This is a genomic window from Corallococcus sp. AB018, assembly GCF_003986945.1.
In the GTDB taxonomy this organism is placed as follows: Bacteria; Myxococcota; Myxococcia; order Myxococcales; family Myxococcaceae; genus Corallococcus; species Corallococcus exiguus.
Genome location: NZ_RAWR01000005.1, coordinates 19,604 through 41,738, shown reverse-complemented (window position 1 = coordinate 41,738; position 22,135 = coordinate 19,604). Strand labels below are relative to the sequence as shown.

Annotated in this window: 22 protein-coding genes; 9 read left to right on the top strand and 13 right to left on the bottom strand. The window is 69.7% G+C overall.

Annotation, left to right across the window (positions count from 1 at the left end):
• The 5 genes from D7Y11_RS01935 to D7Y11_RS01915 all read right to left on the bottom strand — a co-directional run bounded on the left by D7Y11_RS01935 (position 1) and on the right by D7Y11_RS01915 (position 4,449).
• Entirely contained in the window at positions 1–663 is a 663-nt protein-coding gene (locus tag D7Y11_RS01935; RefSeq protein ID WP_120574630.1) for a hypothetical protein, read from the bottom strand.
• A complete protein-coding gene (locus tag D7Y11_RS01930; protein WP_126932891.1) occupies positions 660–1,160 on the bottom strand; it encodes a hypothetical protein in 501 nt (166 codons plus the stop codon). Before D7Y11_RS01930 ends, D7Y11_RS01935 begins: the two co-directional genes overlap by 4 nt.
• A 224-nt stretch (positions 1,161–1,384) precedes the next feature.
• Complete coding sequence (locus D7Y11_RS01925) at positions 1,385–3,736, bottom strand: glycosyltransferase (RefSeq protein ID WP_126932890.1); 2,352 nt, start codon at positions 3,734–3,736, stop codon at positions 1,385–1,387.
• A gap of 122 nt (positions 3,737–3,858) precedes the next feature.
• Positions 3,859–4,041, bottom strand: a complete 183-nt coding sequence (locus tag D7Y11_RS01920) for a hypothetical protein (RefSeq protein ID WP_120574627.1) — start codon at positions 4,039–4,041, stop codon at positions 3,859–3,861.
• 210 nt (positions 4,042–4,251) lie between these two features.
• The gene (locus D7Y11_RS01915) at positions 4,252–4,449 is read right to left on the bottom strand and encodes a hypothetical protein (protein WP_120574626.1); all 198 of its coding nucleotides are present in this window, start codon (positions 4,447–4,449) and stop codon (positions 4,252–4,254) included.
• A gap of 153 nt (positions 4,450–4,602) precedes the next feature.
• On the opposite strand from D7Y11_RS01915, the gene D7Y11_RS01910 reads away from it, so the two are divergent.
• The 4 genes from D7Y11_RS01910 to D7Y11_RS01900 all read left to right on the top strand — a co-directional run bounded on the left by D7Y11_RS01910 (position 4,603) and on the right by D7Y11_RS01900 (position 7,875).
• On the top strand, positions 4,603–4,938 hold the full coding sequence (locus tag D7Y11_RS01910) for a DUF2171 domain-containing protein (protein WP_233596612.1): 336 nt from the start codon (positions 4,603–4,605) through the stop codon (positions 4,936–4,938).
• 177 nt (positions 4,939–5,115) lie between these two features.
• On the top strand, positions 5,116–5,931 hold the full coding sequence (locus D7Y11_RS01905; RefSeq protein WP_199733720.1) for a kelch repeat-containing protein: 816 nt from the start codon (positions 5,116–5,118) through the stop codon (positions 5,929–5,931).
• Positions 5,932–6,025: 94 nt separating this feature from the next.
• Positions 6,026–6,343 (top strand): hypothetical protein, encoded by a 318-nt coding sequence (locus tag D7Y11_RS43145; RefSeq protein WP_158641882.1) that lies wholly within the window; start codon positions 6,026–6,028, stop codon positions 6,341–6,343.
• 107 nt (positions 6,344–6,450) lie between these two features.
• On the top strand, positions 6,451–7,875 hold the full coding sequence (locus D7Y11_RS01900; protein WP_126932889.1) for a M24 family metallopeptidase: 1,425 nt from the start codon (positions 6,451–6,453) through the stop codon (positions 7,873–7,875).
• Positions 7,876–7,879: 4 nt separating this feature from the next.
• Here the strand turns inward: D7Y11_RS01900 and D7Y11_RS01895 are convergent, their stop codons facing one another.
• The 3 genes from D7Y11_RS01895 to D7Y11_RS01885 form a co-directional block, all read right to left on the bottom strand.
• Entirely contained in the window at positions 7,880–9,043 is a 1,164-nt protein-coding gene (locus D7Y11_RS01895; protein ID WP_126932888.1) for a cytochrome-c peroxidase, read from the bottom strand.
• A 155-nt stretch (positions 9,044–9,198) separates the two neighbouring features.
• Positions 9,199–9,603 carry a hypothetical protein gene (locus tag D7Y11_RS01890; RefSeq protein WP_120574622.1) on the bottom strand — a complete coding sequence of 135 codons (405 nt, stop codon included), beginning with the start codon at positions 9,601–9,603 and terminating at the stop codon, positions 9,199–9,201.
• A 218-nt stretch (positions 9,604–9,821) separates the two neighbouring features.
• Positions 9,822–11,576 (bottom strand): S8 family serine peptidase, encoded by a 1,755-nt coding sequence (locus D7Y11_RS01885; RefSeq protein ID WP_126932887.1) that lies wholly within the window; start codon positions 11,574–11,576, stop codon positions 9,822–9,824.
• A gap of 347 nt (positions 11,577–11,923) precedes the next feature.
• On the opposite strand from D7Y11_RS01885, the gene D7Y11_RS01880 reads away from it, so the two are divergent.
• The gene (locus D7Y11_RS01880; protein WP_121755362.1) at positions 11,924–14,356 is read left to right on the top strand and encodes a serine/threonine-protein kinase; all 2,433 of its coding nucleotides are present in this window, start codon (positions 11,924–11,926) and stop codon (positions 14,354–14,356) included.
• 39 nt (positions 14,357–14,395) lie between these two features.
• Here D7Y11_RS01880 and D7Y11_RS01875 read toward each other — a convergent pair whose 3' ends face one another.
• Positions 14,396–15,073, bottom strand: coding sequence for an RDD family protein (locus D7Y11_RS01875; protein WP_126932886.1), 678 nt, complete (start codon positions 15,071–15,073; stop codon positions 14,396–14,398).
• 87 nt (positions 15,074–15,160) lie between these two features.
• On the bottom strand, positions 15,161–16,132 hold the full coding sequence (locus D7Y11_RS01870) for a PDR/VanB family oxidoreductase (protein WP_126932885.1): 972 nt from the start codon (positions 16,130–16,132) through the stop codon (positions 15,161–15,163).
• A 306-nt stretch (positions 16,133–16,438) separates the two neighbouring features.
• On the opposite strand from D7Y11_RS01870, the gene D7Y11_RS01865 reads away from it, so the two are divergent.
• From D7Y11_RS01865 to D7Y11_RS01850, 4 genes are all read left to right on the top strand, one after another.
• Positions 16,439–17,083, top strand: a complete 645-nt coding sequence (locus D7Y11_RS01865; protein ID WP_126932884.1) for a hemerythrin domain-containing protein — start codon at positions 16,439–16,441, stop codon at positions 17,081–17,083.
• Positions 17,084–17,209: 126 nt separating this feature from the next.
• Entirely contained in the window at positions 17,210–17,959 is a 750-nt protein-coding gene (locus D7Y11_RS01860) for an SIMPL domain-containing protein (protein ID WP_126932883.1), read from the top strand.
• Between the two features lie 93 nt (positions 17,960–18,052).
• A complete protein-coding gene (locus D7Y11_RS01855; protein WP_126932882.1) occupies positions 18,053–19,447 on the top strand; it encodes a hypothetical protein in 1,395 nt (464 codons plus the stop codon).
• Entirely contained in the window at positions 19,447–19,797 is a 351-nt protein-coding gene (locus tag D7Y11_RS01850; RefSeq protein WP_120574615.1) for a DUF2019 domain-containing protein, read from the top strand. The genes D7Y11_RS01855 and D7Y11_RS01850 overlap by 1 nt, the downstream gene beginning before the upstream one ends.
• A gap of 59 nt (positions 19,798–19,856) precedes the next feature.
• On the opposite strand, the gene D7Y11_RS01845 is transcribed toward D7Y11_RS01850, so the two are convergent.
• From D7Y11_RS01845 to D7Y11_RS01835, 3 genes are read right to left on the bottom strand one after another with little or no spacing between them, the layout of a single operon-like run.
• Positions 19,857–20,690, bottom strand: a complete 834-nt coding sequence (locus D7Y11_RS01845; RefSeq protein WP_199753675.1) for an alpha/beta hydrolase-fold protein — start codon at positions 20,688–20,690, stop codon at positions 19,857–19,859.
• A 59-nt stretch (positions 20,691–20,749) separates the two neighbouring features.
• On the bottom strand, positions 20,750–21,823 hold the full coding sequence (locus D7Y11_RS01840; RefSeq protein ID WP_126932880.1) for an FtsW/RodA/SpoVE family cell cycle protein: 1,074 nt from the start codon (positions 21,821–21,823) through the stop codon (positions 20,750–20,752).
• Complete coding sequence (locus D7Y11_RS01835; RefSeq protein ID WP_120574612.1) at positions 21,820–22,131, bottom strand: PadR family transcriptional regulator; 312 nt, start codon at positions 22,129–22,131, stop codon at positions 21,820–21,822. The genes D7Y11_RS01840 and D7Y11_RS01835 overlap by 4 nt, the downstream gene beginning before the upstream one ends.
• Positions 22,132–22,135 lie beyond the last annotated feature (4 nt).

Sequence of the window (22,135 nt, the reverse complement as noted above, 5' to 3'; positions counted from 1 at the left end):
TCACGGGCGGAGCCGCAGCCGGGCTTCCGCCAGGACGCAGCTGGCCTCACGCGCGACACGCGCATGGCGCGTCATCAGGGCTTCCTGGGATGCACGAGGCTGTGCCTCGAACAGGTCCCAGAGGTACTGCTCCTCCAGGACAGGGACGCGATACCCCAGCTCCTCGCCATAGCGACGCAACCGCTCCAGGGTGGCGAGCAGGTACTTCCAGTTGGTCAGCGGGCGCAGCAACAGCACCTCCCGTCGCTGGTGGGACTCGGATGCGAGGGAATGCACGTGCCCCCGCCACCGGCCTTCCTCGTACTCCACTCCGATGGCCGAGAGGCCCAGGTCGAACCTGGAAAGGCGCTCCTCCAGGCTCGCTGGCGTGCAGTCATGGGCCACTTCGAGTCGCTGCCCCGAAAACTGGAAGGTCGTCTGGAATGGAGGGTTGTCGTCCAGCAGCACGGCTCCGAGTGCTTCCAGGTGCAGCAGGAGCGCCTGCCGGTCCTGGAGGGTCGCTGGCCAGAGGTCCAGGTCATGAGGGGAACGACCATGGAGCAGTGTCTTGAACGCACCCCCGGCCAGGAAGAATCGACCTGGAAACGCGCGGGAGACAATCGGAGCGAGCTGGTCCCGAGCAAAGGCGATGACCGAGTCCGGCGCGAGAGGCGAGCACCTCATGCCGGATCCAGAAGGCGTGCACGCAACTCGCGTACGGTGACGCCCTGCTCGTCGATGACCTGGAGCGCGCCGTCCAACGTCTCCACGCGGGACTGTCCGTTGTAGAAGGGCTCCACGATGGCGAAACGCCGGGTGTAGAGCGCGTCTCCCGCGGCGTCGACGTGATGCCAGCCGCCTGCGTCCCGGGCACGCGCGAAGCCCTTGTGGAAGACATCCAGGTCCAGGAACCGGCGCGCGTTCAGGGGGTGCCCCTGCTTGTCGATGTGCAGGTGGAGACCCGAGGACTCCTGCACCACCGCGCAGCCGTCCCGGAAGTCTCCCGCGTAGGCATACCGTTCCAGGTAGGCCGCATCTCCCCGGCCGTCGATGTGGAAGTAGCGGCCGTCCTTCGCCCGGACCGGACAGCGTCCGTCCTGGAAGTTGCCGCACCACGCGTGGCGCCCTGGGGTGAGCTCCTGCCCATCCACTCGCAAGTGGAACGCACCCGCTGCATCCACGACCGCCGCGAGCCCTTCATAGAATCCAAACGTCCGGATGAAGCGGCGGGAAGAGAGAGCGTTCCCCCTCAAGTCGATGTGGAATGCTCCCGAGGCGTCCCTGACGGCCGCGAGCCCTGGCTCGTGAAAGGAAAGGACCTCGGTGAAGCGCGCGGCATAGAGCGGCTTGCCGTCCACGAGATGATGGGTCCTGTCAGGCGAGACCCGCGGATGGGAGCTGGGGTTCAAGGGGCCTCCTTCACCGGCTGACGCATGTTGCATCCACGGCACAGGGGATGGTCCTGATAGCCGTTCAGCAGCCGTTGATAGGCCGGGCCCGTCCACACCTCCTGGATGCCCACCGCGTTCAGGTTGCCCAGATTCCCGAGCGTTCGTCGTTCCTTGTCGGGAGCGCAGCAGGGGTCGAAGCGGCCCACGGCGCTCACCCATGCCTCCTTCCCCAGGAAGGGGCAGTGCGCGCCTGGCGCGAGGTCCGTGACGGCCTCCGCGCCCAGGGGGAGGATGTTCTCCAGGAGCACCTTGCTCCCATCTGGCCGACGGCACTCCTCCGCGACGGCATGGGCCTGCCGGACGGCCTCGTTCCAACGGTGGATCGCGGATGCGTCGCGCCTCATGGACAGGGGCTGGATGGCGGCGAAATGGGCCCAGAGGTGATGCCCCTTCACCCGGTCGACGCCCAGTCCCGCCGCGAGCCGCACGATGTCCGCCAGCTCGCCCACGTTCGACTCCAGGAAGGTGAGCTGGAGCGTGACCCGGCAGCGGTGGCCTCCCTGGTGGGCATGCGCATCACGCTCGGCCAGGAACTGGCGGAGGTTCTCCAGGACCTGCTCCCAGCGCGTCCCTGGCATCACCGTTTCGTGGGTCTGCTTCGTGGCCCCATTCCAGGACACCTTCACGTCGGAGGTGATGGGGACCAGTCTGCGTGCCCACGCGCGTGCTCCGCGCCTGGGAAACGTCCCGTTGGTGGTGAGGTTCAGCCACACCCCGTGCGCCATGCACAGGTCGATGATGTCGTCGAAGTGGGGATAGAGCAGCGGCTCCCCCATGGTGGACGGAATCACCTCCCGGAGGGGCGTGCCATCACTGTCCTCCATGACCCTTCGCAGGAGCTCGAGGGGCATGCGGCGCTTCGGCTGGCCTGCTTCCCTGCGCAGCCGCTGGGTGTCGCTGTGGTGCGAGTGGTCCTCGCACATGATGCAGTGCAGGTTGCAGTCGTCGGGGTTGGTGTCGAAGGTGATTCGCCAGGGGCCGGGCCGGGTGGCAGGACGGCGGGCACGGTGTTCCCGGATGGCGCGTGCGTAGAGCGCCTCCACGGCCTCCACATGGGCTTGCATCCCCTGCACGTCGCCGCTTTCGCCCCAGAGGTGCCCACGGCTGCCCAGGCGCACCGCCAGGTCCGGGGCATCCACGAGCTGCTGCATGGCCTGGGCAAGCGACCCGGGGTCGCGGTGGGTGAAGAGCACGCCATTTTCTCCATCCCGGACGTACTCGCGCATCCCTCCTGCATCCGCGGTGATGACAGGCACCCGCGCCTGGAGCGCCTCGTGGATGACCAGCGGAGAGTTCTCCACCCAGATGGAGGGCACGACGATGGCATCCACGTGGTTGAAGACATCCGGAACGATGTCCGCGTTGCGGTACTCGGGAAGCCACTCCACGCGCGTGCTGGCATCTCCCGGGAGGGCGCGGGCCATGGCCTTGAGCGTCTCCGTGTGTTCGCCGCGAGGCCGGCCCCAGATTTTCAGCCGGGCCTTGCCGCGCACCTGCCCGAAGGCCTGGATGAGATGGTGGATGCCCTTGGCCGGGATGTGGGTGCCGATGTAGCCGAAGACGACGTCGGGTTCGGGCGTTCGCTGCCGGTGGCGCAGTCGCTCCAGGTCGAAGCCGTAATCCAGATACACCGCCTTGTTGGCGGGCAGCCCGAAGTCCCGCTGGAAACGCTCCAGCAGGTAGCGCGAGGGAGCGATGAAGAGGTCCACGTGCTCCATCATCCGGCGCACATGCTCCATCCGGTCGCGCACCCACTGACTCCAGTGCGCGACGTCCTGCTCCCGCGTTTCGGGGCCTCCAGAGAAGTAGCGCGCGTAGCAGCGCTCCGCGCACTTCCGGTCCTCCTGGCCTGAACATGCGGACCAGGGCTCGCTCCCAGGTACGGAATGCATCTGCATGAACTGCCCCCGGGGACACATGAGCCAGTAGTCGTGCAGGGTGAAGACGATGGGGATTCCACGGGCCGCGCCTACCTCCAGCAGGGACGTGGACAGGTGGTTCAGATGGCCCACGTGGATGACGTGGGGACGGAAGCCGTCCAGCACCTCCTCGAAGCGTTGATCCACCCCTTCATGCCGGTAGCGGTCACGACTGTTGGGGAGGTTGACCAGGTGCAGCAGGACACGTGGGTCGTCCGGATCGCGCTCCTGCGTCAGCGCGTAGTCTGGGAGGAACGGGTCCTCGCGGCGGGTGAAGACCTGGACCTCGTGCCGGCTCGACAGGCCTTGTGAAAGTGCCTGGGTATACACCTCCGAGCCTGCGTTGAAGCGCATGGGATAGCCATGGATGACCTGAAGGACTCGCATGAGAGGGCCCGGGCGTCATGGCTCCTGGCCACGACACTGGTTGAAATGAGAGGGTGTGGAACGCCGCGACACGGCTCCGCCCACATGCGCGAAGCCGTGTCTCCATGTGGGTGGCTGGATCTCTACTTCAACGCGGGCGTGGCGGGCGCGGGAGCCTGAGGCTTCTGGGTATCCACTTCCTCTTCGGAGGGACGACCTTCTTCGCCACGAGACTGCCAGTACGCGTCATGCTCGGAATTGAGCTGACGCGAACGGTTATCGATATCTGCCTGCGAGGGTTGGTACTGCTTCGAAGACCTGCTCATGGGCATCTCCAGTGTCGGATTTGCCGGCGGTGCTCGTGGTCATGCCGGATTCAACGGCCAACCAAGCCTCCGTCCAGACGGACGGCCACGGACCCACGTGGAAATTCCTGGCCAGTTGGGGTTCTGCGGGCTGCATCAAAACCATACACAGGCGGGTCGCGCATCGCAACCCGCCTTGGGGTGGGTGTGAGGAATTGGGCGGGGAGGTTGTCAGGCGTAGACCTGTTCGCTCTCCACGACCGGTTCCAGCCGGCGCTGGAGGGCGGCGAGCCGGTCGTAGCGCTGGTGCAGCGCTTCCTTGAGCTCGCGTTGTTCCGCGTGGGCGATTTCATCCAGCAGCGTGTTCAGTGCGGAATCCACTGCGTCCTTCAACACGCGCGATTCGTCGTTCGACAGTTCCAGCAGCATGGGGGCCTCCTTGAGGCAACGTTAGGCACCGCGCGACGGGGCCGCGCGCAGGGCAGGCACACAGGCGTGGAAGAAGGCGGCCCGAGGGCCCACCGGGCTGCCTGTCACATCGCGCACGGCGGCGGGAGCGACCCCACTCTTGGTGAGGACCCCATGAGCGCGAGGAGCGACGCGATGATTCACGCAGGAGAGGTTCGCGAAGGCATGTCGGTGCGCACCGCCGACGGACAGCGGCTGGGCCGGGTGGCGGGCGTGGGCGACACGCACTTCGAACTGGAGCAGGGGGTGGTGCCCATTCCCCGGCGCGACTACCTGGTCGAGTACAGCGACGTGGAGGCCGTGAGCGGGGATGAAGTCCTGCTCAAGCCGGCGGACCACTCGCAGCTCACGCTGGAGGAGGACGACGACGGCGGAGCCCTGCCGCCGCGCCACAGCGAGGGCCTGGAAGCGGAGCCCGCGAACGACCCCGTGGGTCCCATGAGGCACTGATGCGGAAGGGCCCGGCGCGCCTCCGGGACTTCGGGATTTCCAACCCGGAGGGCAGGGCAAGACCCTGGAATCACAGGGTCTTGCAGGAGCCTGGGTGTCAGACCGGCGGGTTAAACGGACCCCTCGACCAGACGTCCCGGTGGGGCCATGCGACGGTTTTCGACTTCTTGCGTCACGATGCTGTGGTTGGGAGTGGTGTTCGCGTGCGGGCCCGCGCCGCGCGCCGATGCGGGCGGCGTGGAGGCGCCGGTGCCGGGCGTGTTGTCCACGCCGAGGCGGCTGTTGCCCTACCTCGCGTTGGACGACGGGAGGGTGCTGGCGGCGGGAGGGCATGACGGCAACCGCACGCTGGGCAGTTGCGAGGTCTTCGACCCGGAAACAGGGCACTGGAGGTCCACGGGAGCGCTGCGCACGGCGCGGCGCAACCACGCGGCGGTGCGGCTGCTGGATGGGCGCGTGCTGGCGGTGGGCGGCTCCAACGGCGTGACGGTGGGCGCGCTGGCGAGCGCGGAGCTGTACGCGCCGGACACGGGCGTGTGGACGCAGGCGTCGCCCATGAGCGAGGCGCGCAACGACCCCGCGGTGGTGGTGTTGCCGGACGGGCGCGTGCTGGTGGTGGGCGGCACCACGACGCAGGCGGCGAGGACGGCGGAGGTGTACGTGCCGGAGCGCAACGCCTGGGAGTTGGTGGAGGCGCCGGCGGTGCCGCGCGAGCACCACGCGGCGCTGCTGACCGCGGAGGGCGCGGTGCTGGTGGTGGGCGGCGAGCACTCCTCACGAGGCACACTGGACTCCGCGGAGCGCTTCGATCCGGCGAAGGGCCTCTGGACGCAGGCGCCCACGCTGCATGAGCCGCGAGGGGAAGCCGGAGCTCTGTGGCTGCGCCGGGGCACGGTGCTGGTGGTGGGCGGAGTGAACGAACTGGGCACCCTGGCCACGAGCGAGGAATACGTCCCCGCCCCCGCCGTGGCCCAGGTCACTCCGGGAGAGTAGGCCCGGCTTCGTTCATGAACGGGGGATGTCCGGGACTGGAGGGCGAGGCCGATTCGAGAAGCGTGGCAGCTGTAGTTCTGCTGAGCTTCCGCGCATGACCTCTGGCCCTCCGCACCACGCGTCCATCAGCGACCCCGTGGCCGACGACTACTGGTCCTTCGAGGATGACCACGGACACCAGCACGTCTCCCGCGTCACCCTGGGCCGGCCCGCGCCCATCCCCCAGGATGCCAACGGAGATTGGTACTGCCCGCTGATCATCGGCCACGCGGTGCCCATCACCGTCAGCATGGTGGGCGTCGGTCCCGTGGATGCCCTGCTCAACGCCGCGCGGTTCGTCCGCGAGCACTTCCACGAGCTGCGCAAGGTCAGCCCCCGCGCCACGCCCCCAGGCTCCACGGATTCGAAGTGAAGCCAGGACAGTGTGTCTGGCTTTTCCGCGAATGACTGACAACGGCGGTTCCTGACGGCCTTTTTGCGCCGCGCGGCGCGACAGGGCGCGTGACAGACTGCGCGCCCATGCGCTCCTGGAAACACTTGCTCGTCGTCCCGCTCGTCTGTTCCTCCGCCTGCGCCACCGCGCCCGCCGCCCCCTCGAAGCCCGAGGTCCCGGTTGCGGCCGCTCCGGCCGCTCCGGCTGCTCCCGCCGCCCCGGTGCGCCCCTTCGGCACGCTGCGCGAACAGTCCGTGCGTCAGCAGGCGTGGCTCAAGGAACGGCTGGAGACCGGCGTGCCCCAGCTCATGCGCAAGTACGGCGTGCGCATGTGGGTCGTCCCCATGCGCGAGTACAACGAGGACCCCGTCTTCAAGGCGCTCGTCTCCCCCACCACCTTCGCCGCCCGCCGCCGCACCATCTACGTCTTCTTCGACCGCGGCGCGGCCAAGGGCGTGGAGCGGCTGGCGCTCGGCGGCAGCACCCAGGGCGGCCTCTATGAAGCCCGCCGCGCTCCCATGATGGTCGACCGCGGCGGCTCGCAGCGCGCCGCGGAGCTCCTGGGCCCCGAACAGTGGCTGCTCCTCAAGCAGGTCGTGGAGGAGCGCAAGCCGGACTCCATCGCCATCGACGTGTCCCCCGCCATCGCCTTCGCGGACGGCCTCACCCACGGCGAATACGAAGGCATGGCCCAGGCCCTGGGCCCCACCTGGACGAAGCGCCTCAAGCCCGCCGGCGGCCTGCCCCTGGACGTGCTCGGCTGGCGCGGCGCTGACGAGGTCCGCTTCTACGCCGACCTCCAGAAGTACGCCTGGAACCTCATCCAGACCGCCTTCTCCAACGCCGTCATCACCCCCGGCACCACCACCACCCAGGACGTGGAGTGGTGGATGCGCCAGCGCCTGGCCGACGAAGGCCTGGACACCTGGTTCCAGCCGGACGTGGACGTGCAGCGCCAGGGCTCCACCGACGAACAGCTGGGCGACAGCCCCGTCATCCAGCGCGGCGACGTGCTCCACTGCGACTTCGGCGTCACCGCGCTCCGCCTCAACACCGACACCCAGCACATGGGCTACGTGCTGCGCGACGGCGAGACGGACGCGCCCGAAGGCCTCAAGGCCGCGCTCAAGGCGTCCAACCGGCTCCAGGACATCGTCACCGGTGAAATCAAGCCGGGCCGCACCGGCAACGAGGTCCTGCGCGCCTCGCTCGCGCGCATGAAGTCCGAAGGCATCAACGGCAGCGTGTACTCACACCCCATTGGCCTGCACGGCCACGGCGCCGGCCCCATGATTGGCATGTGGGACCGCCAGGAGGGCGTGCCCGGCAACGGCGAGCACAAGGTGATGCCGGACTCCTGGTTCTCCATCGAGCTTCAGGCCACCAGCCCCGTGCCGGAGTGGAAGGACCAGCCCGTGCGCTCCGCCCAGGAGGAGGACGTCGTCGTGGACTCGCAAGGCGCCGTGCACTGGGCCTTCCAGCGTCAGACGTCCTTCCACCTGGTGCGCTGAAGGCCTACTTCGCCGCGCCCGTCATGGACTTGAGCAGCGTCACCAGCGCCTGCTTCTCCTCGCTGCTCAGGTCCAGCTTGACGATGGTCTCCGTGCGCACGCCCACGAAGGTGCCGGCCGGGTCGCCGCCCTCGTTGTAGAAGTCGATGACGTCCTCCAGCGTCTTCTCCGCGCCGGTGTGCATGTACGGCGCGCTCAGCGCCACGTTGCGCAGCGTGGGCGTGCGGAACGCGCCCTCCACCTCCGTGGGCTTGCTCTGCGCCTGCGCCTTCAGCGTGGACAACCGCGCCGCGTCGATGCCCGACGGCGCGTCGCTGTAGGGGCCCGCGGCGTTGAGCGGCCAGGACACCAGCGTGTCCACCACGTCCGCCTGCCCGCGCCGCCCCGCGCCCGTGTCCTTCAACCCCAGGTTGTGGAACTTGTCGTCCGACAGCGAGCGGCCCTTGTGGCACACCACGCACTGGCCCTTGCGCACGAACGTCTTCAGGCCCAGGTACGCCGGGTCCTTCTCCTGCGTGCCCGCCTCCACCGCCTGCAGGAAGCGACGCACGTCCGCGTCGAAGGGCGCGTCGGTGCGGTTGAGCGTGCGCTGGTACGCCGCCAGCACCTTGCCCAGGTTCGCCATCAGCCGGTCGGAATCCGACTCGTCCGCGGGGGCCTTGCCGAACAGCTGCGTGTACCCCGCCGTGTACGAGGGCTCCTCGGACAGCCGCGTGCGCACCACCGTCGCGTCCGAGTCCATCTCGATGGGGTTCGTCAGCGGCAGCACCGCCTGCGACCAGAGCCGGTCCGCCCGTCCGTCCCACATGAACCAGCGGCTGTAGCCCACGTTCAACAGGCTGGGCGGGTTTCGCTCGGACTGGTGGCCTCCGCAGCCCTCCGCCGTCGCCGTCTCCACCGTGTAGGACTCACCCGCGTGGCAGCTCTTGCAGGACACCGTCCCGCAGCGCGACAGCTTCGGGTCCTCGAACAGCCGCTGCCCCAGTGACGCCGCGTCCGGGTTGTCCGCCCACTTGTTGGTGGGGTCGGCCTCCGGCTTCACGCTCTGCGTGTGCAGGGCGCTCAGCTGGTCCAGCTCGTCTTCGGTCGGAAAGGGCACTTCGGATTCGCAACCCGCCCCCAGCAGGGCCAGGGCGAGCACGGCGGTACGCGGACGGAAACCAGTCATGGGCCGATGCAGCTTCGCGCCCTTGTGTTCAGCAATCAATGGTTCCTGTCCCCCCGCCGGGCATGCGGCCATCCACGCACGAAGGCCGGGGACCCCTTTCGAGGGCTTGCCCCGGCCTTCACGGCGTGAAGCACTTCAACGGGACTTCGGGAGCGCTACTCGCAGGCCAGCTTGAAGCTCACCACCGGCGCCGAGAATTTGGCGATCTTCATCTTCGTGGGGCCCGGGGTGACCGTGGGCGCCGCGCCGTTGGCGCACTTGAGGCCCGCGTCCAGCACCAGCTCCACGTTCAGCTCCTTGTCCTCCGGCAGCGCGCTGACGTTGTAGCTGCAACGGTTGTTGCGGCTCTGCTTCACCTCGCCCCGGCCCAGCGCCACGGCGTCACCCTCCGTCACCTTCACCCCGACCGACGTGCACGGATCACCCTGCAGGCCGCTCGCGGGGTACGCGACGCTGCCCGTGACCGTGGCGTTGCCCGCGCGACCCGAGGCCGCCGCGCCGCTCGAAGAGGCGCAACCCGTGGCGGCAACGACGAGGGCGGCAACAGCAATTCGAAACATGGATATCCTCAATTCAAGAATGAGATGTTTTTCGCGCCGGGTTGGCCGCCTTCCCGGCAGCCATTGGCGCGCGCCACGTACAATCCCGGCGCGCATTCATTCCACGCAGCAGCGCATTCTCGATTTCATCACTCGGAGCATTTTTGGGTTCCCCAACAGCCACGCTCCGCGTCCGTGATGCGCTGCTTACGTCTCCCATGAATTGAGAAGTGGGTGCGTCACGGCAGCCGTTGCAGGGCGTCTCGCGCGCGCACCAGGCCGTGGCCGAACACGGGGTCCCGGCCCGCGATGCCCAGGTCGCGCGCGGAGGACTCCAGGGCGTCGCGCACCTGTTGGGGCGTGAGCTCCGGCCGGGCGCTCCAGAGCAGCGCGGCCACGCCGCTCACGTAGGGCGCGGCCATGGAGGTGCCGGAGACGTGGGTGTAGTCCACCGGAATCAGTGACAGCCGCGCGTCCGCGCCCAGCCGCTCGCGCAGCACGGTGCTGGCCGCCTGGTTGACGCTGACGGCGGGGGCCCAGCGGCCGATGCGGGGCAGGGAGAGGATGTCCACCGCACCGCCCGCGGGGGCGTCGTCGGAGCCGAAGACGACGGCGCGCGCGCCCTGCATCATCACGTTGGCCATGGCCTCGGACACCGGCACCGCGCCCGGCCGCACGTAGGCGACGAAGCCGTCACAGGTGGCGCCCAGACACGCGGCCAGGGAATCCCCCAGGCCGCAGTCCACCAGCCGCCCCGCGGTGTCACCCGTGGGCGAGTACAGGAGCGAGCGCGACATGGGGGACGTGTCGTCCAGGGACATCTCCGCGAAGGCGCCCAGGCCCCGGGGGAAGGTGGACAGCACGTCCACGCCGGGCGCCACCAGCGCGAGGTCCGCGCCCATGTTGGAGAAGCTCGCGCGCCGCTCGTTCGCGTCCACCGCGCCCACCGCGAGCACGGACGGGTCGGACGCGGGGTACAGCACCGGGCCGCCCTGGTTGCCCGCGGCCGCCACCACCAGCAGGCCGTGATCCGCCAGCGCGCGGAACGCCTCCACCGTGCTGCGCGTGGGGTTGCCACCGCCCAGCGACAGCGACACGACGCGCGCGCCCTGGGACTCGCACCACTCCATGGCGGAGAGGACCACGCTCATCTGCGTCTGCCCGGACAGGTCCAGAACGCGGGCGATGAGCAGCGACGCTTTGGGAGCCACGCCCACCATGCCGCCCGGCGCGCCCCGGGGGCCGGTGTCGCCGCCCTGGCCCATGCGCGCCGCGATGATGCCCGCCACGTGCGTGCCGTGGCCCTGGCCCCACTGGCCCTGGGGGCCGCGGTCATTGGCGTCGTCGTCTTCATCCAGGAAGTCATGGCTTCCCGCCACCGCGCCCTGGAACTCCGGGTGGTCCATGTCCAGGCCGCTGTCGATGACGCACACCCGCACGCCCTCGCCCGTGGGCGCGCCCACGTCCAGCACGCCGTCCCGGTCCGCGTCCCACACGTCCGGGGCCTGCACCAGGTGCAGGCCCTCGGTGTACTCGTCCCCCGGCATGGGCGTGACGGCCGTCACCTGGCGCGGCAGCGGCGCGAGCAGCCCGGGCGTCAGGCCCTGGGCGACCCAGATCTGGTCCGCCTCGATGCTCTCCACCAGGGGGCTGCGCTCCAGCAGGAGCCGCTCCTGGGGCGACACGCGCGCGGCCACCGCGGGGATGTTGCGGTAGACGGCGCCCACCTTCGCGCCGGTGCTCGCCGTGAAGCTGGCGCCGGACGCCGTGACGCTCGAGGCCTGGGTGCGGTCTCCCCGGCGGAAGCGGATGATGACCGGCTCGCGCCCGTCATCCTGCACCCGGGAGGGCAGGTTTCCATCCAGCCCCTGGCGGACCGTCATCCCTCCGGCGACGACGCCCGGGCACACCTGGCCCTGCGCGGAGGTGCGTGGGGACGACTCCGGCGCACATGCGGCCAGCGCCAGCAATCCGACGAATGTCCAATGCCTCATGATGCGACTCCTTCCAAGCAGGACGCCCCTCCTGAGGGCGGTCCCCCTACATGGCGGAGGACCGGGAGGTGCCCGCCCCCCTCACAGAGGAAGGAAGCGGCGTGCTGCGATGAGGGAACGCATCCCCAGGCTGACTCGCATCGTCTCCAGGCCCCGGGTGCATCCCGGACGTGCGCGGGTGCACAACAGACCTGTTGTCAGTCGGAACACAGGCTCGGGAATTCCGTTGGCCCCGGGACTTTCTCTTTTTCGCGCCGGGGGTGTCCGAAGGCTGGCAAGGAGGGGTGGCGCGACGTGCGCGGCTTGATTCCATGGGGGAGTCCATGCTGCGCTCCGGAGCCGAAGCCATGAGCACCGCACCCACAGAGTCCCCCCGTTTCTTCGGGCGCTATGAGCTCGTCCACCTCCTGGGCCAGGGCGGCATGGGAGAGGTGTACCTGGCGAAGCTGTCCGGGGCGGCGGGCTTCGAAAAGCCCTGCATCGTGAAGACCATCCTGCCGGGGCTGGTGAAGGACCGGCAGTTCCTGGACCGGTTCCACCACGAGGCCAAGGTGCTGGTGCACCTGGTCCACTCCTCCATCGCCCAGGTGTACGACATGGGCGAGGCGGACGGCACCTACTACATGGCCCTGGAGTACGTGGCGGGCGTGGACCTGGGCTATCTGCTGGAGCAGGCCCGGGTGCAGGGGCGGGCGGTGCCGGCGCCTGTGGCGCTCTACATCGGCCAGCGCATGGCGGAGGGCCTGGGGTACGCGCACCGCAAGACGGGCACGGACGGCGAGCCCCTGGGCATCGTCCACCGCGACGTGTCCCCGCACAACGTGATGGTGTCGTACGAGGGCGAGGTGAAGGTCATCGACTTCGGCCTCGCGAAGTCCACCGCGCGCAGCAAGTACACGCTGCCGTCCACGGTGATGGGGAAGCTGGGCTACATGTCCCCGGAGCAGGTCCGCGCCGAGCCGCTGGACCATCGCAGCGACATCTACTCCTGCGCGGTGGTGGTGTGGGAGATGCTGGCGGGCCGTGGGCTGGTTCCCCACGGCACCGTGGGCGAGATGATGGCGGCGATGTCGCATCCGGTGGTGCCGCCGCTGACGGACTTCCGTCCGGACGTGGAGCCGTCGCTGGAAGCCGTGCTGCGCCGCGCGCTGGCGCCGTCGCCGACGGACCGGTACGGGCGGGCGGATGAGTTCGCGCGGGCGCTCAACGCGGAGCTGCTGCGCTCGGGGAATCCCATTGGAGCGGAGGAGGCGGGTGAGTTCGTGCGCGCGCTCTGCCCGGAGGCCTTCGCCGAGCAGCGCAAGCTGACGTCCAGCGTGCACGGGGAGCGGAGAACGCCGTCGCCCGCGCCCCGGGGCGGTTCGGGCACGGGGCTGTACGGCGGTTCCGGCAGTGGCTCGGCGGATGTCCAGGCCACGGCGCCGGGGACCGGCGAGGAGTCCGCCGGGAACAGGCCCAACACCGGGCGCATCGACGTGGATGGGCCAGGGCTCGGGCCGGGGGGCACGTTCGTGTCCCATCCCTCGGGCTCTGGCGGCGTGGCGCCGAGCACGTCGGGCTCAGGCGGTGTGGCCCTGCCCACGTCGGGTTCGGGAGGCGTGCGGAGCACGTCGGGCTCCGGTGGGGTGGCGCGGGGCACGTCGGGCTCTGGTGATGTGGCGCGCGGCACGACGGGTTCCGGTGGCGTGGCGCGGAGCACCGACGAGGTGGACGCGGCCGCGCTGGGCGCCACGGCGGTGCACCTGGCCGCCGCGCCGTCCCAGGGCGCCGGGGTGGCGGGCACCTCCGGACAGCTGCCGGCGCAGACCGGGTCTCGCAGGCCGGTGGCGCGGATCGCCGTGGCGGCGCTGCTGCTGGTGGGCGCCTCCGTGGGCATCACCGCCTACGTGCTGCGCCCGAATACGGCCGAGCAGCCCGTGGCTCTCCAGACGCTCCCGCCGGCCGCGCCGGTGGTGGCCGCCGCGCCCCCGAAGGTGGAGGAGCCGCCTCCCGCGGTGACGCCGACCGAGGAGCCCCCTCCCGAGGCGGCGGTGGACGCGGGCGCGGGGGAGCCGGAGGCGAAGCCCGGGCCGGTGGTGAAGGCTCCGCCCGAGGTGAAGCCCGTCCCCGGACCGAAGCGGCCCGCGACGCCGCAGGTCGAGATGGTGCCCGCTCATCTGACCGTGGCGAAGATTGGCGAGACGGGCGGCGGCCAGCGCGTGGTGAACGCGACGGTGCCCCAGGGCACCAACGCGGGCTCGGTGTTCAAGGTGGTGGGCCCTCCGCAGCGGGGGACCCGCAAGCGTCCGGTGCTGGGGACGGCGACCGTGGTGTCCATCCAACCGAACCGCGAGCGCATGAACGTGCGGCTGGACGCGGATGCGGATGCGGCGAAGGAGCCGCGCTTCCTGCTGCTGAGCGGGCGCCCGTCGGGGCCAACGCTGCCCACGCCCGTGGCCGAGTCCCCGCCGGCCGTGCCGCCCGCGCCCGCGCCCGAGCCGAAGCCCGTGGAGCGCTCACGCCTCCTGGGACAGGCGGAGATCGACGGCATCCTGGGGAGCAGCTTCAACAGCACCCTCTATGTGATCAGCTCCGACACCCGGACCTGGCACAACTGCGCCATCGTCCTGAGCGGACGGAGGGGGGCGCGGATGGCGCGGCTGGAGCCCTACCAGACGCACACGGTCAAGGTGGAGGAGCGCTACTTCAAGGTGAGCGAGAAGCTGCCCGCCGTGCCGGAGAAGGCCGTGTGGGTGAACTGCGACGAGGGCGAGGACACCTTCGCGCTGCGCAAGCGCTGAAGCGCGAGGACGCGAGCCTCCGTCGGCTCGCGTGACGTCTCAGGGCCCCAGCCGCGTGGCGGCCACGGGGCACTCGTTGCGCAGGAACTCCGAGACCTCCGTGTCGCCGCCGTTCGCGTTGCGCACCGCGCGGGACAGGGATGTGCGGCACTGCCAGGTGGCCTCGCGCGTGCCGTGGCAGCAGTGCCACCCGGTCAGCGTGCGGTCCAGGTACTGGAGCATCTCCTGGCGCGTGGGCGTGACGATGCTCCACACCGCGCCCGCCAGCACCACCAGCCCCACCAGCGGCAGCGGCAGGCTCCGCGCCCAGCCACGAATCCCGCCCGGAATCACGGCCGCGTGCACGCCCAGCTGCGCATCCAGCGGCCGGTGTTGCAGCACCACCTGCAGCAGCAGCTCCACCGGCGCGGTGAGCGAGCGCAGCAGCCCCGCGCCCAGGCCGGGCGCCCGTCCTTCCGCCCGCTCCAGCTTCAGTCCCAGGGCGTGACGGCCCGGGGTGAGCCCCGTCAGCCCGCCCACGCAGGACAGCACCACCCAGGCGACCCCCATGGCGAACCCCAGCAGCGCCGGCGTGGACACCCACTCCGCCGCGCGCACCGCCCCCCAACCCACGAGCGCCGCGCCCGTGAGGTCCAATGCATCCGCCACCCAGAGCCGATTCTGGAACCGGGCCTCGGTGGGCGGAGTGTCCATGGAGAACAACGTCCCGTCGCTCATCAGCCTCTCTCGTGTACGAGCGGGGCGCGAGCATAGGCGGCCCGCCGCGTACAGGCGCGCTTCAAAACGCCGGGCCTGGGGGTGTCACTACAGATCCAGCACCAACCGCTTGGACCGGGAACGTGACACGCAGACCAGCATTCGCGCATTTCCCGCGGGCTCTTGCTGGAAGAACGTGTCACGGTGGTCCGGAGTGCCCTCGCACACGCGGGTGACGCAGGTGCCGCAGGAGCCCGCCTCACAGTCGCTCTCCACCTTCACGCCGTGGGTGCGCAGCACGTTGAGCACGCTCTTGCCGGCCGGCACGCGCAGCACCTGGCCGGTGCTCTTGAGCGACACCTCGAAGTCCTCCTCCGGGGTCGCGTGGGTGGCGGACGTGCCCTCCGCGGTGAAGGCCTCGAAGTGCACCTTCTCCCAGGGCCACTTGTGCAGCGTGGCCGCCTCGCGAACGGCCTTCATCAGGCCCGCCGGACCGCAGCAGTACAGCCGGGTGCCCGGGCCGCGCGTCGCGAGCAGCGCCCGCACGTCCAGCCCCTTGGAGGGGTCACCCCCGTCGTGGTGCACGTGCACGCGGCCCGCGAAGGACGGCGTGGACAACAGTTCCAGGAAGGCGGTGCGGTCCGCTTCGCGCGTGCAGTAGTGCAGCACCCACTCCGCGCCGGTGCGCTCCAGCAGGCGCGCCATGGCCAGGAGCGGCGTGATGCCGATGCCGCCCGCGATGAGCACGTAGCTGCGCCCGTACAGGAGGGGGAAGTCGTTGAGGGGCTCGCTCACGGTGAGCACGTCGCCCTCGTGGACGTTCTCGTGCATCGCCTTGGAGCCACCGCGGCCGTTGGCGTCACGCTGCACGGCGATGACGTAGCGGTGCGTCTCGCTCGGGTCGTTGCAGAGCGAGTACTGGCGCATGCCGTCGAGGCCCGGCACCTGCACGTCCAGGTGCGCGCCGGCTTCGAACTCGGGCAGGGGGCTGCCGTCCTGGGAGACGAGCTCGTAGGACTGGATGCCCTCCGCTTCACGGGTGATGCGCGCCACCCGGAGGCGCAGCGTGTTCGTCGTCACGGTATTGCCCCTGTTCCCTTGCCCGCCGCCCGCGCGAGACCGATCTGGCCGCGCACGGTGCGCATTCCCGCGCCGCCCGGGGAGTGGGGCCGGGTGCGGTTTTCCGACCGATACCGGACAGAAGGGGCATGCCGCCCGGCTGCCCTCCGTCCGGACACGGGGGCCAGGGGAGCAGGGGTAGGCGCGGCCGTGAATCCATCCCCACCCTTCACCCCGTGCCGCGCTGCGCCAGGGCCTGACCGGGCCCGAGCGGCTTCGCGATGGGGGTGGCGCGGCCCCCCGATTCGACGCAAAGGGAGACGGCCCATGGATGCCATCACGTTGCTGAAGGCGGACCACAAGACGGTGGAGCAGCTGTTCCGCAAGTTCGAGAAGGCGGGCGACCACGCGCTGGCGCACAAGCGCAAGCTGGTGGACGAGATGGTGCGCGAGCTGTCCATCCACGCCGCCATCGAGGAGCAGGTCTTCTACCCGGCGGTGCGCGCGCGTTCGGAGGACCTGTCGCCGGACGTGCTGCGAGCGCTGGAGGAGCACCACGTGGTGAAGTGGGTGCTGTCGGAGCTGGACACGCTGCCGCCGGAGTCCGAGCGCTTCGACGCGAAGGTGCACGTGTTGATGGAGAGCGTGCGCGCGCACGTCACGGAGGAGGAGCAGTACCTCTTCCCGGAGGTGAAGAAGGCCTTCAAGCCGCAGGAGCTGCGGCAGGTGGGCGAGGCGCTGGTGCTGGCGAAGAAGGGCGCGCCCACGCACCCGCATCCCGCCGCGCCGGACACCCCGCCGGGCAACCTGCTGACGGGCGCGGTGGCGGCGGTGATGGACATGGGCCGGGACGCGCTGCGCGTCGCGCGTCGCAAGGCCGTCACGCAGGTGCGCAAGTCCGCGCCGGGTCCGCTGCGAAAGCCGTTGGAGTCCATGATGTCGGTGGACCAGGCGGGTGAGTCGCTGCACTGAGCGACCGTCCAGCGCAGGACGCCTCGGGTCCGGTGAATGTCCGCCGGGGCTGGGGCGTCCGAAGGGGCATGAGAGGCTTTCGCGCAGGAAGCGCGAAGGTTCTCTGTGCCTTGGGAAGGAGGCGCCATGTCCGCTGTTCGCAGGATGTTGACGACGCTGGTGGTACTCGCGGGCTTCACGGCCGCGGCGCAGGTGCAGGGCCCGGCCGGTTCACCGCAGCCCCGGCCGCCGGTGGATCCGCAGGTGCGCACGCTGCGCGTGGAGGGCACGGGCGAGGTGAAGGCGCAGCCCGACGAGGCCTTCATCGACGTGGCGGTGGAGACGTCCGCGCAGAACGCGAAGGCCGCGGGCGAAGAGAACGCGAAGCGGATGGAGAAGGTGCTCGCGGCGCTGACGGGTGCGGGCATCGCGAAGCGGGACCTGCAGACGCGCAACTACAACGTCTATCCGGAGTACACGCCGCCGCCGCCGCAGGGCGGTGAGCCGAAGCTCAAGGGCTACCGGGTGAGCAACCTGGTGAGCGTCCACGTGACGGACCTGTCCAAGGTGGGGAGCCTGTTGGACAAGGCGTTGGCGGCGGGAGCGAACCGGGTGGACTCGGTGCGCTTCGGGCTGAGCCGCCAGGACGCGGTGCAGGGCGAAGCGCTGCGGCAGGCGGTGGCGCGAGCGCGCAAGTCAGCGGAGGTGCTGGCCGCGTCGCTCAACGTGAAGCTGGGCGCGGTGCTGGACGCGAGCACGGTGACGGAAGCCCCGCGCCTGTATCCGGCCACCTTCGCCATGGACATGGCGGAATCGCGAGCCGCGCCCACCACGCCCATCCAGCCGGAGGAGCAGACGGTGATGGCGAAGGTGACGCTCATCTTCGCGATTCAGTAGGCCCGCGGTCCCGGCTGAATGCGAGACACTCCAAGCCGCGTCCCGGCTTGGAGTGAATCCATGCGTACAGGTGTCTTATTGTGTTGCGCGGTCATGCTCTTCACGGGCTGCGCGCCGGCTGTCTCCAGCAGGGCCCTGCGCTACTCGCCCCGGGAGTCCGCGAGGGAGCGAACGCCAGGAACGAATGCCGACCGCGCCATCGCCAGCTCCGGCGTGCGCATGGATGCCTGGGAGCAACTGCTGACGGACGCGGGGCTGGACGCACGGGACGAGCAGCCCCTGTGGGACAGCACGCTCACGCCCACGCAATCCGTGCGGCTGCTGGGCGTCCTCCTGCGCAAGCCCGTCACGCTGGACACGCTGCCGCCCCGAATGGTGGCGGGCTTCCTGCTGCGAGAGGTGCTGGAGCGAGGCGGGACTTCGCGGGAGGAGTTGCTGCGCCGGGTGGAGCGATTCGCTCGGGAGCAGGTCGCGGTGTTGCGACCGGATGGCTACCTCGCATGGGCACTCACGGGTCGCACCCAGCAAAAGGTGGCGCCCGTCGAGTGGAGGGACGGAGCCTTCCGGGCGAATGGCTTCGAGCTGGGGCGCTTCTACAGCGGCAAGGGCGGTGTCTTCCGCGTCATGGATGCGCAGCTCCAGGTCTCGGACTGGCGTCCCATGGCCGAGGTGTACGACGACGCTGACGTCATCAGCCGCACCCTGGACGGAGCCGAGGACGCCTTCGTGGAGCTGTACCACGCGCTGGGACAGGTGCTCACGCGTCCCGTGGACAGCATCGCGGGGCTGAGCCACCTGCCGGCGGGCGTGGCGGCGCTCATCGCTTCCTCCCCCGCGTACTGGGAGCGCTTCCAGTCCATGACCCGTGGCGAGCAGATCCGCGAAGTGTCGCGGCTGACGACGGGAATGCTCGTCACATGGGGCGCGGCCTCGGCCACGACGCGGACGTTGAAGGGGATGGCGCTGGGGGCGGAAGTCTCGGTGCCTGTGCTGTCATTGTCGGCGCAGGGCGCGCTGGCGTTGGAGCGCGTCGCGGTGCCAGCAGGGCGTGCGGCGGCGGTACTCAGCGGTGGCCCTGGGGCGGCCATCATCCTCCAGCGAGTTGATGACGCAGCGGGCTCGGGGGGCGGAGGGGGCGCAGATGCGCAGGGATCCTCGCCGTCGAGTGGGCCGAAGGGCTATTCGTCCTTCAAGTCCTTCAAGCGGGCCATGGGACCCGCAGGGAACGGCAAGGAGTGGCATCACATCGTGGAGCAGACGGAGGGGAACGCGTCTCGCTTCGGACCCCAGGCTCTCCACAACCGGGAGAACGTCATCCCGCTCGACAAGGAGCTTCATTCTGGGGTCAGCGCTCTGTTCTCCTCGAAGCGCTTCGACATCACCAGCTCCTTCAAGACAGTGCGAGAATGGTTGAGCACGCAGTCCTTCGACGCTCAACGCGACTTCGGCCTTCGGGCCATTGAGAAAGTGAAAAATGGGGTCTGGTGATGTCGCTTGAGAAACTCGTAGAGGCATTCGCCCAGGACATCGCGGCGCAGACGGACTGCATCGTCCGAGGAGATGCAAGGGCGGGCAATAAGCACGCCGAAAAGGCGCTTGCCGCGTTCATGGCGTTGCGTGAGAAGGGCGACGCCGGCCGCGATGCACTGGCTGCGCTTTTTTCTCACCCGCGTATGGATGTCAGGGTCACTGCTGCTGCTTTCCTGCTCCGGCACAAGACCGCAGAAGCCACTGCGCTTCTGGAAGATGCAGCAAAGGGCCAAGGTCTGGCAGCCCTGGGTGCCCAGCAGACCTTGCGGAATTGGCAGGATGGGTTGTGGGCCCTGGACCCTGCGTGACTCAGCCTGGCCAGGTGCGCCCCTCCAGTAGGCGCCGTTCGCCACCGCGGTCCCGACTGTCATTTCACGAGGAAGTCGGCCAGCGAGGACACGTCTGACGCACAGTGGCCGCCATAGAGCGGGTGCCATTCGGTCCTGATGCCTCGCTGACGGGCAAGGTTGGCGAGGCGCTCGGTGCCTTCGTAGTTGCCGTAGGCATCGTAGAGGCCGCAGGAGAGATAGAGCTCCGGATGGTCCGGTCCCGCCTGCGCGACCAGGTGCAGGGGCGAGACGCGGCGCCATTCGGCTTCGTCGGCCACGTACTGGCGCGCCATCCGCCAGACTCCGAACACGATCTTGGGATCGGCGCCGGTGCGCTCCATCGAGGCCTGGATCGTGTCAAAGGAGGAGAACGGGGTGTCGGTGTAGACGCCCGGACAGAGCGCCGCGACCTTGGCGAACTGCGCCGGATGGGAAAGGCCCGCGACCAGGACGTTGAGCCCACCCATCGACTCCCCCAGCAGCATCCGCCGCCGGGGGCGTCCCACCTTCGCCTCAATCGCAGGCAGACGGGCCATGAAATCATCGAGCAGTCCGCTGTCCTCCTGCTGGCCCTTCGGAGTCAGGAGCCAGGTCGAGCCGTAGGAGACGGTCACGACCGTGGGAGGTAGGGCTCCGGTGGCCTGCCATTGCGCCTGCAGCATGCCGGTGAGGTAGGTGTCGTCGTTCCAGACCGTCTCGTCGAGACTGCGCCCGTGGTGGTGATAGACGATGTCGCCGTTGGTGCCCCCGGCGGCCTTGTTGATGCAGTAACGCAGGGGCCCTTGCGCGTCGCACTGCTGACTCGCGGGCGTGAAAGAAGCCCTCTGGTCGCCGCGGCTGCGTGTGATTCGCGTCCACGTGAACCAGAGCACGAGGGCAAGCAATACAACAGGCAGCAGGTATCGAACCCGCCGTCCAGGGCGAGGCATTGTCATGACTGGGCGAGTGCGATTCTTGAAGGGATGTCGCGCGAAGTCAGCGGCCTCGGCAGGGTCGAAAGGCTCAGGACGTAGCCGAGGATCGCGCTGCCTCCGTAGCCCACGACCGGGGTCGGATGATTGCCAAACGCGGCGGCAACGGTCGCCGCGAGCCACGCAGCCCCGAAGGCGAGGTAGGTCGCGCGGCTGTCCCCGTCACAGGACCCACCGAACAGCACAGGGACGAGCAGCATGACCGAGCCGGCCACGACGGCCAGCCCGGCAAGGGCATGGACCTGGAAGGACGAAAAGAGGACCTGGTCGACGAAGGGTGCGGCGGGAAGCGCGTCGGGGCGCAGCAGCGTCACCACCAACGCCAGGAGGCTGGCCGTGAACGCCAGAGACGTCGGCCGGTCCGCGCGCGTCACCGCGACGGTCGCCAGCGTCGCGGTCATCATGGCCGCCATCGCACGGTCGGGCTGGAGCGCCATTGCCACGGCGGCAACGATGATCCCCGTCGTCGCAAGCGGGGTGCGCGTCCGGGAGAATCCGGCAAGCATGAGCGGCAGAAGGACCAGGCTCGGTTGCACGCTCACTCCGCCGAGCTTGACCCAGCGAGCTGCCCCCTCGACGCGGAGGCCGACGGATGCGGTGGCGAGCAGCAGGACCGAGAGGCCGAGAATCAGGGCTCTGGACCATCGCCCGCCCGCCCCCGGGATGCGGCTGACGAGGGCCAGCAAGACAAGACCGAGGACGAGCGCGCCAGCGTTGATGCCGAGGTAGCCGACGGGCGCGCCGGCAAGCGTCATGTAGACGAGCCCCATGGCGACCGAGCCCGCCGCGCAGAGCGCACCGACGGCACGCGGGCTGTGCAGCGCGCCGAAGGGCTGCATCAGGAGCAAGCCGATGGCACGCGGCGCCAGGCCGCGGAAGCTCGCAAGCGCGAACGACAGGGCCTGGGTGTCCTCGGGGATTTCCGCGACCTCGTAGCGGATGGCCAGCCCCCAGTCGCGCATCGACGGTGGAAGGAGGGACTGCAGGGCGCGGCACAGCAGGTCCGCCGCAAGTCGTTGGACCCGGACGCTCATGTCGTTGCCCCGCGAAGGACGGAGCGAGCAGCCACCTTGCGGTCTGGCGGATTGTCGCGCGCGAGCTGGACCCCGGTCTGGGTCAGGCGATAGGCGTGCCTTGGCGGCCGCCCACCCTCCGCCGGCTGCTGCCACTCGGCTTCGAGATAGCCCTGGGCTTCGAGGCGGATCAGCAGCGGATAGAGCGTGCCCGACTTCACGTCCGCGATGCGGCACAGCTCATACCCGTGCGACCAGCCCGCCCCGGCCTCCAGCAGTGCGGCAAGAACGGAGCGGGCGTGATTCGACAACGCGCGAGTTCGCGGCATGCCC

What these genes read in the sequence shown, in the direction of transcription:
- D7Y11_RS01880 (WP_121755362.1), top strand. Translation starts at nt 11,924, where the DNA reads ATGAGCACCGCACCCACAGAGTCCCCCCGTTTCTTCGGGCGCTATGAG.
- D7Y11_RS01850 (WP_120574615.1), top strand. Translation starts at nt 19,447, where the DNA reads ATGTCGCTTGAGAAACTCGTAGAGGCATTCGCCCAGGACATCGCGGCG.
- D7Y11_RS01895 (WP_126932888.1), bottom strand. Translation starts at nt 9,043, where the DNA reads ATGACTGGTTTCCGTCCGCGTACCGCCGTGCTCGCCCTGGCCCTGCTG.
- D7Y11_RS01910 (WP_233596612.1), top strand. Translation starts at nt 4,603, where the DNA reads ATGAGCGCGAGGAGCGACGCGATGATTCACGCAGGAGAGGTTCGCGAA.
- D7Y11_RS01920 (WP_120574627.1), bottom strand. Translation starts at nt 4,041, where the DNA reads ATGAGCAGGTCTTCGAAGCAGTACCAACCCTCGCAGGCAGATATCGAT.
- D7Y11_RS01885 (WP_126932887.1), bottom strand. Translation starts at nt 11,576, where the DNA reads ATGAGGCATTGGACATTCGTCGGATTGCTGGCGCTGGCCGCATGTGCG.
- D7Y11_RS01890 (WP_120574622.1), bottom strand. Translation starts at nt 9,603, where the DNA reads ATGTTTCGAATTGCTGTTGCCGCCCTCGTCGTTGCCGCCACGGGTTGC.
- D7Y11_RS01855 (WP_126932882.1), top strand. Translation starts at nt 18,053, where the DNA reads ATGCTCTTCACGGGCTGCGCGCCGGCTGTCTCCAGCAGGGCCCTGCGC.
- D7Y11_RS43145 (WP_158641882.1), top strand. Translation starts at nt 6,026, where the DNA reads ATGACCTCTGGCCCTCCGCACCACGCGTCCATCAGCGACCCCGTGGCC.
- D7Y11_RS01925 (WP_126932890.1), bottom strand. Translation starts at nt 3,736, where the DNA reads ATGCGAGTCCTTCAGGTCATCCATGGCTATCCCATGCGCTTCAACGCA.
- D7Y11_RS01935 (WP_120574630.1), bottom strand. Translation starts at nt 663, where the DNA reads ATGAGGTGCTCGCCTCTCGCGCCGGACTCGGTCATCGCCTTTGCTCGG.
- D7Y11_RS01840 (WP_126932880.1), bottom strand. Translation starts at nt 21,823, where the DNA reads ATGAGCGTCCGGGTCCAACGACTTGCGGCGGACCTGCTGTGCCGCGCC.
- D7Y11_RS01860 (WP_126932883.1), top strand. Translation starts at nt 17,210, where the DNA reads ATGTCCGCTGTTCGCAGGATGTTGACGACGCTGGTGGTACTCGCGGGC.
- D7Y11_RS01900 (WP_126932889.1), top strand. Translation starts at nt 6,451, where the DNA reads ATGCGCTCCTGGAAACACTTGCTCGTCGTCCCGCTCGTCTGTTCCTCC.
- D7Y11_RS01875 (WP_126932886.1), bottom strand. Translation starts at nt 15,073, where the DNA reads ATGAGCGACGGGACGTTGTTCTCCATGGACACTCCGCCCACCGAGGCC.
- D7Y11_RS01905 (WP_199733720.1), top strand. Translation starts at nt 5,116, where the DNA reads ATGCTGTGGTTGGGAGTGGTGTTCGCGTGCGGGCCCGCGCCGCGCGCC.
- D7Y11_RS01865 (WP_126932884.1), top strand. Translation starts at nt 16,439, where the DNA reads ATGGATGCCATCACGTTGCTGAAGGCGGACCACAAGACGGTGGAGCAG.
- D7Y11_RS01915 (WP_120574626.1), bottom strand. Translation starts at nt 4,449, where the DNA reads ATGCTGCTGGAACTGTCGAACGACGAATCGCGCGTGTTGAAGGACGCA.
- D7Y11_RS01835 (WP_120574612.1), bottom strand. Translation starts at nt 22,131, where the DNA reads ATGCCGCGAACTCGCGCGTTGTCGAATCACGCCCGCTCCGTTCTTGCC.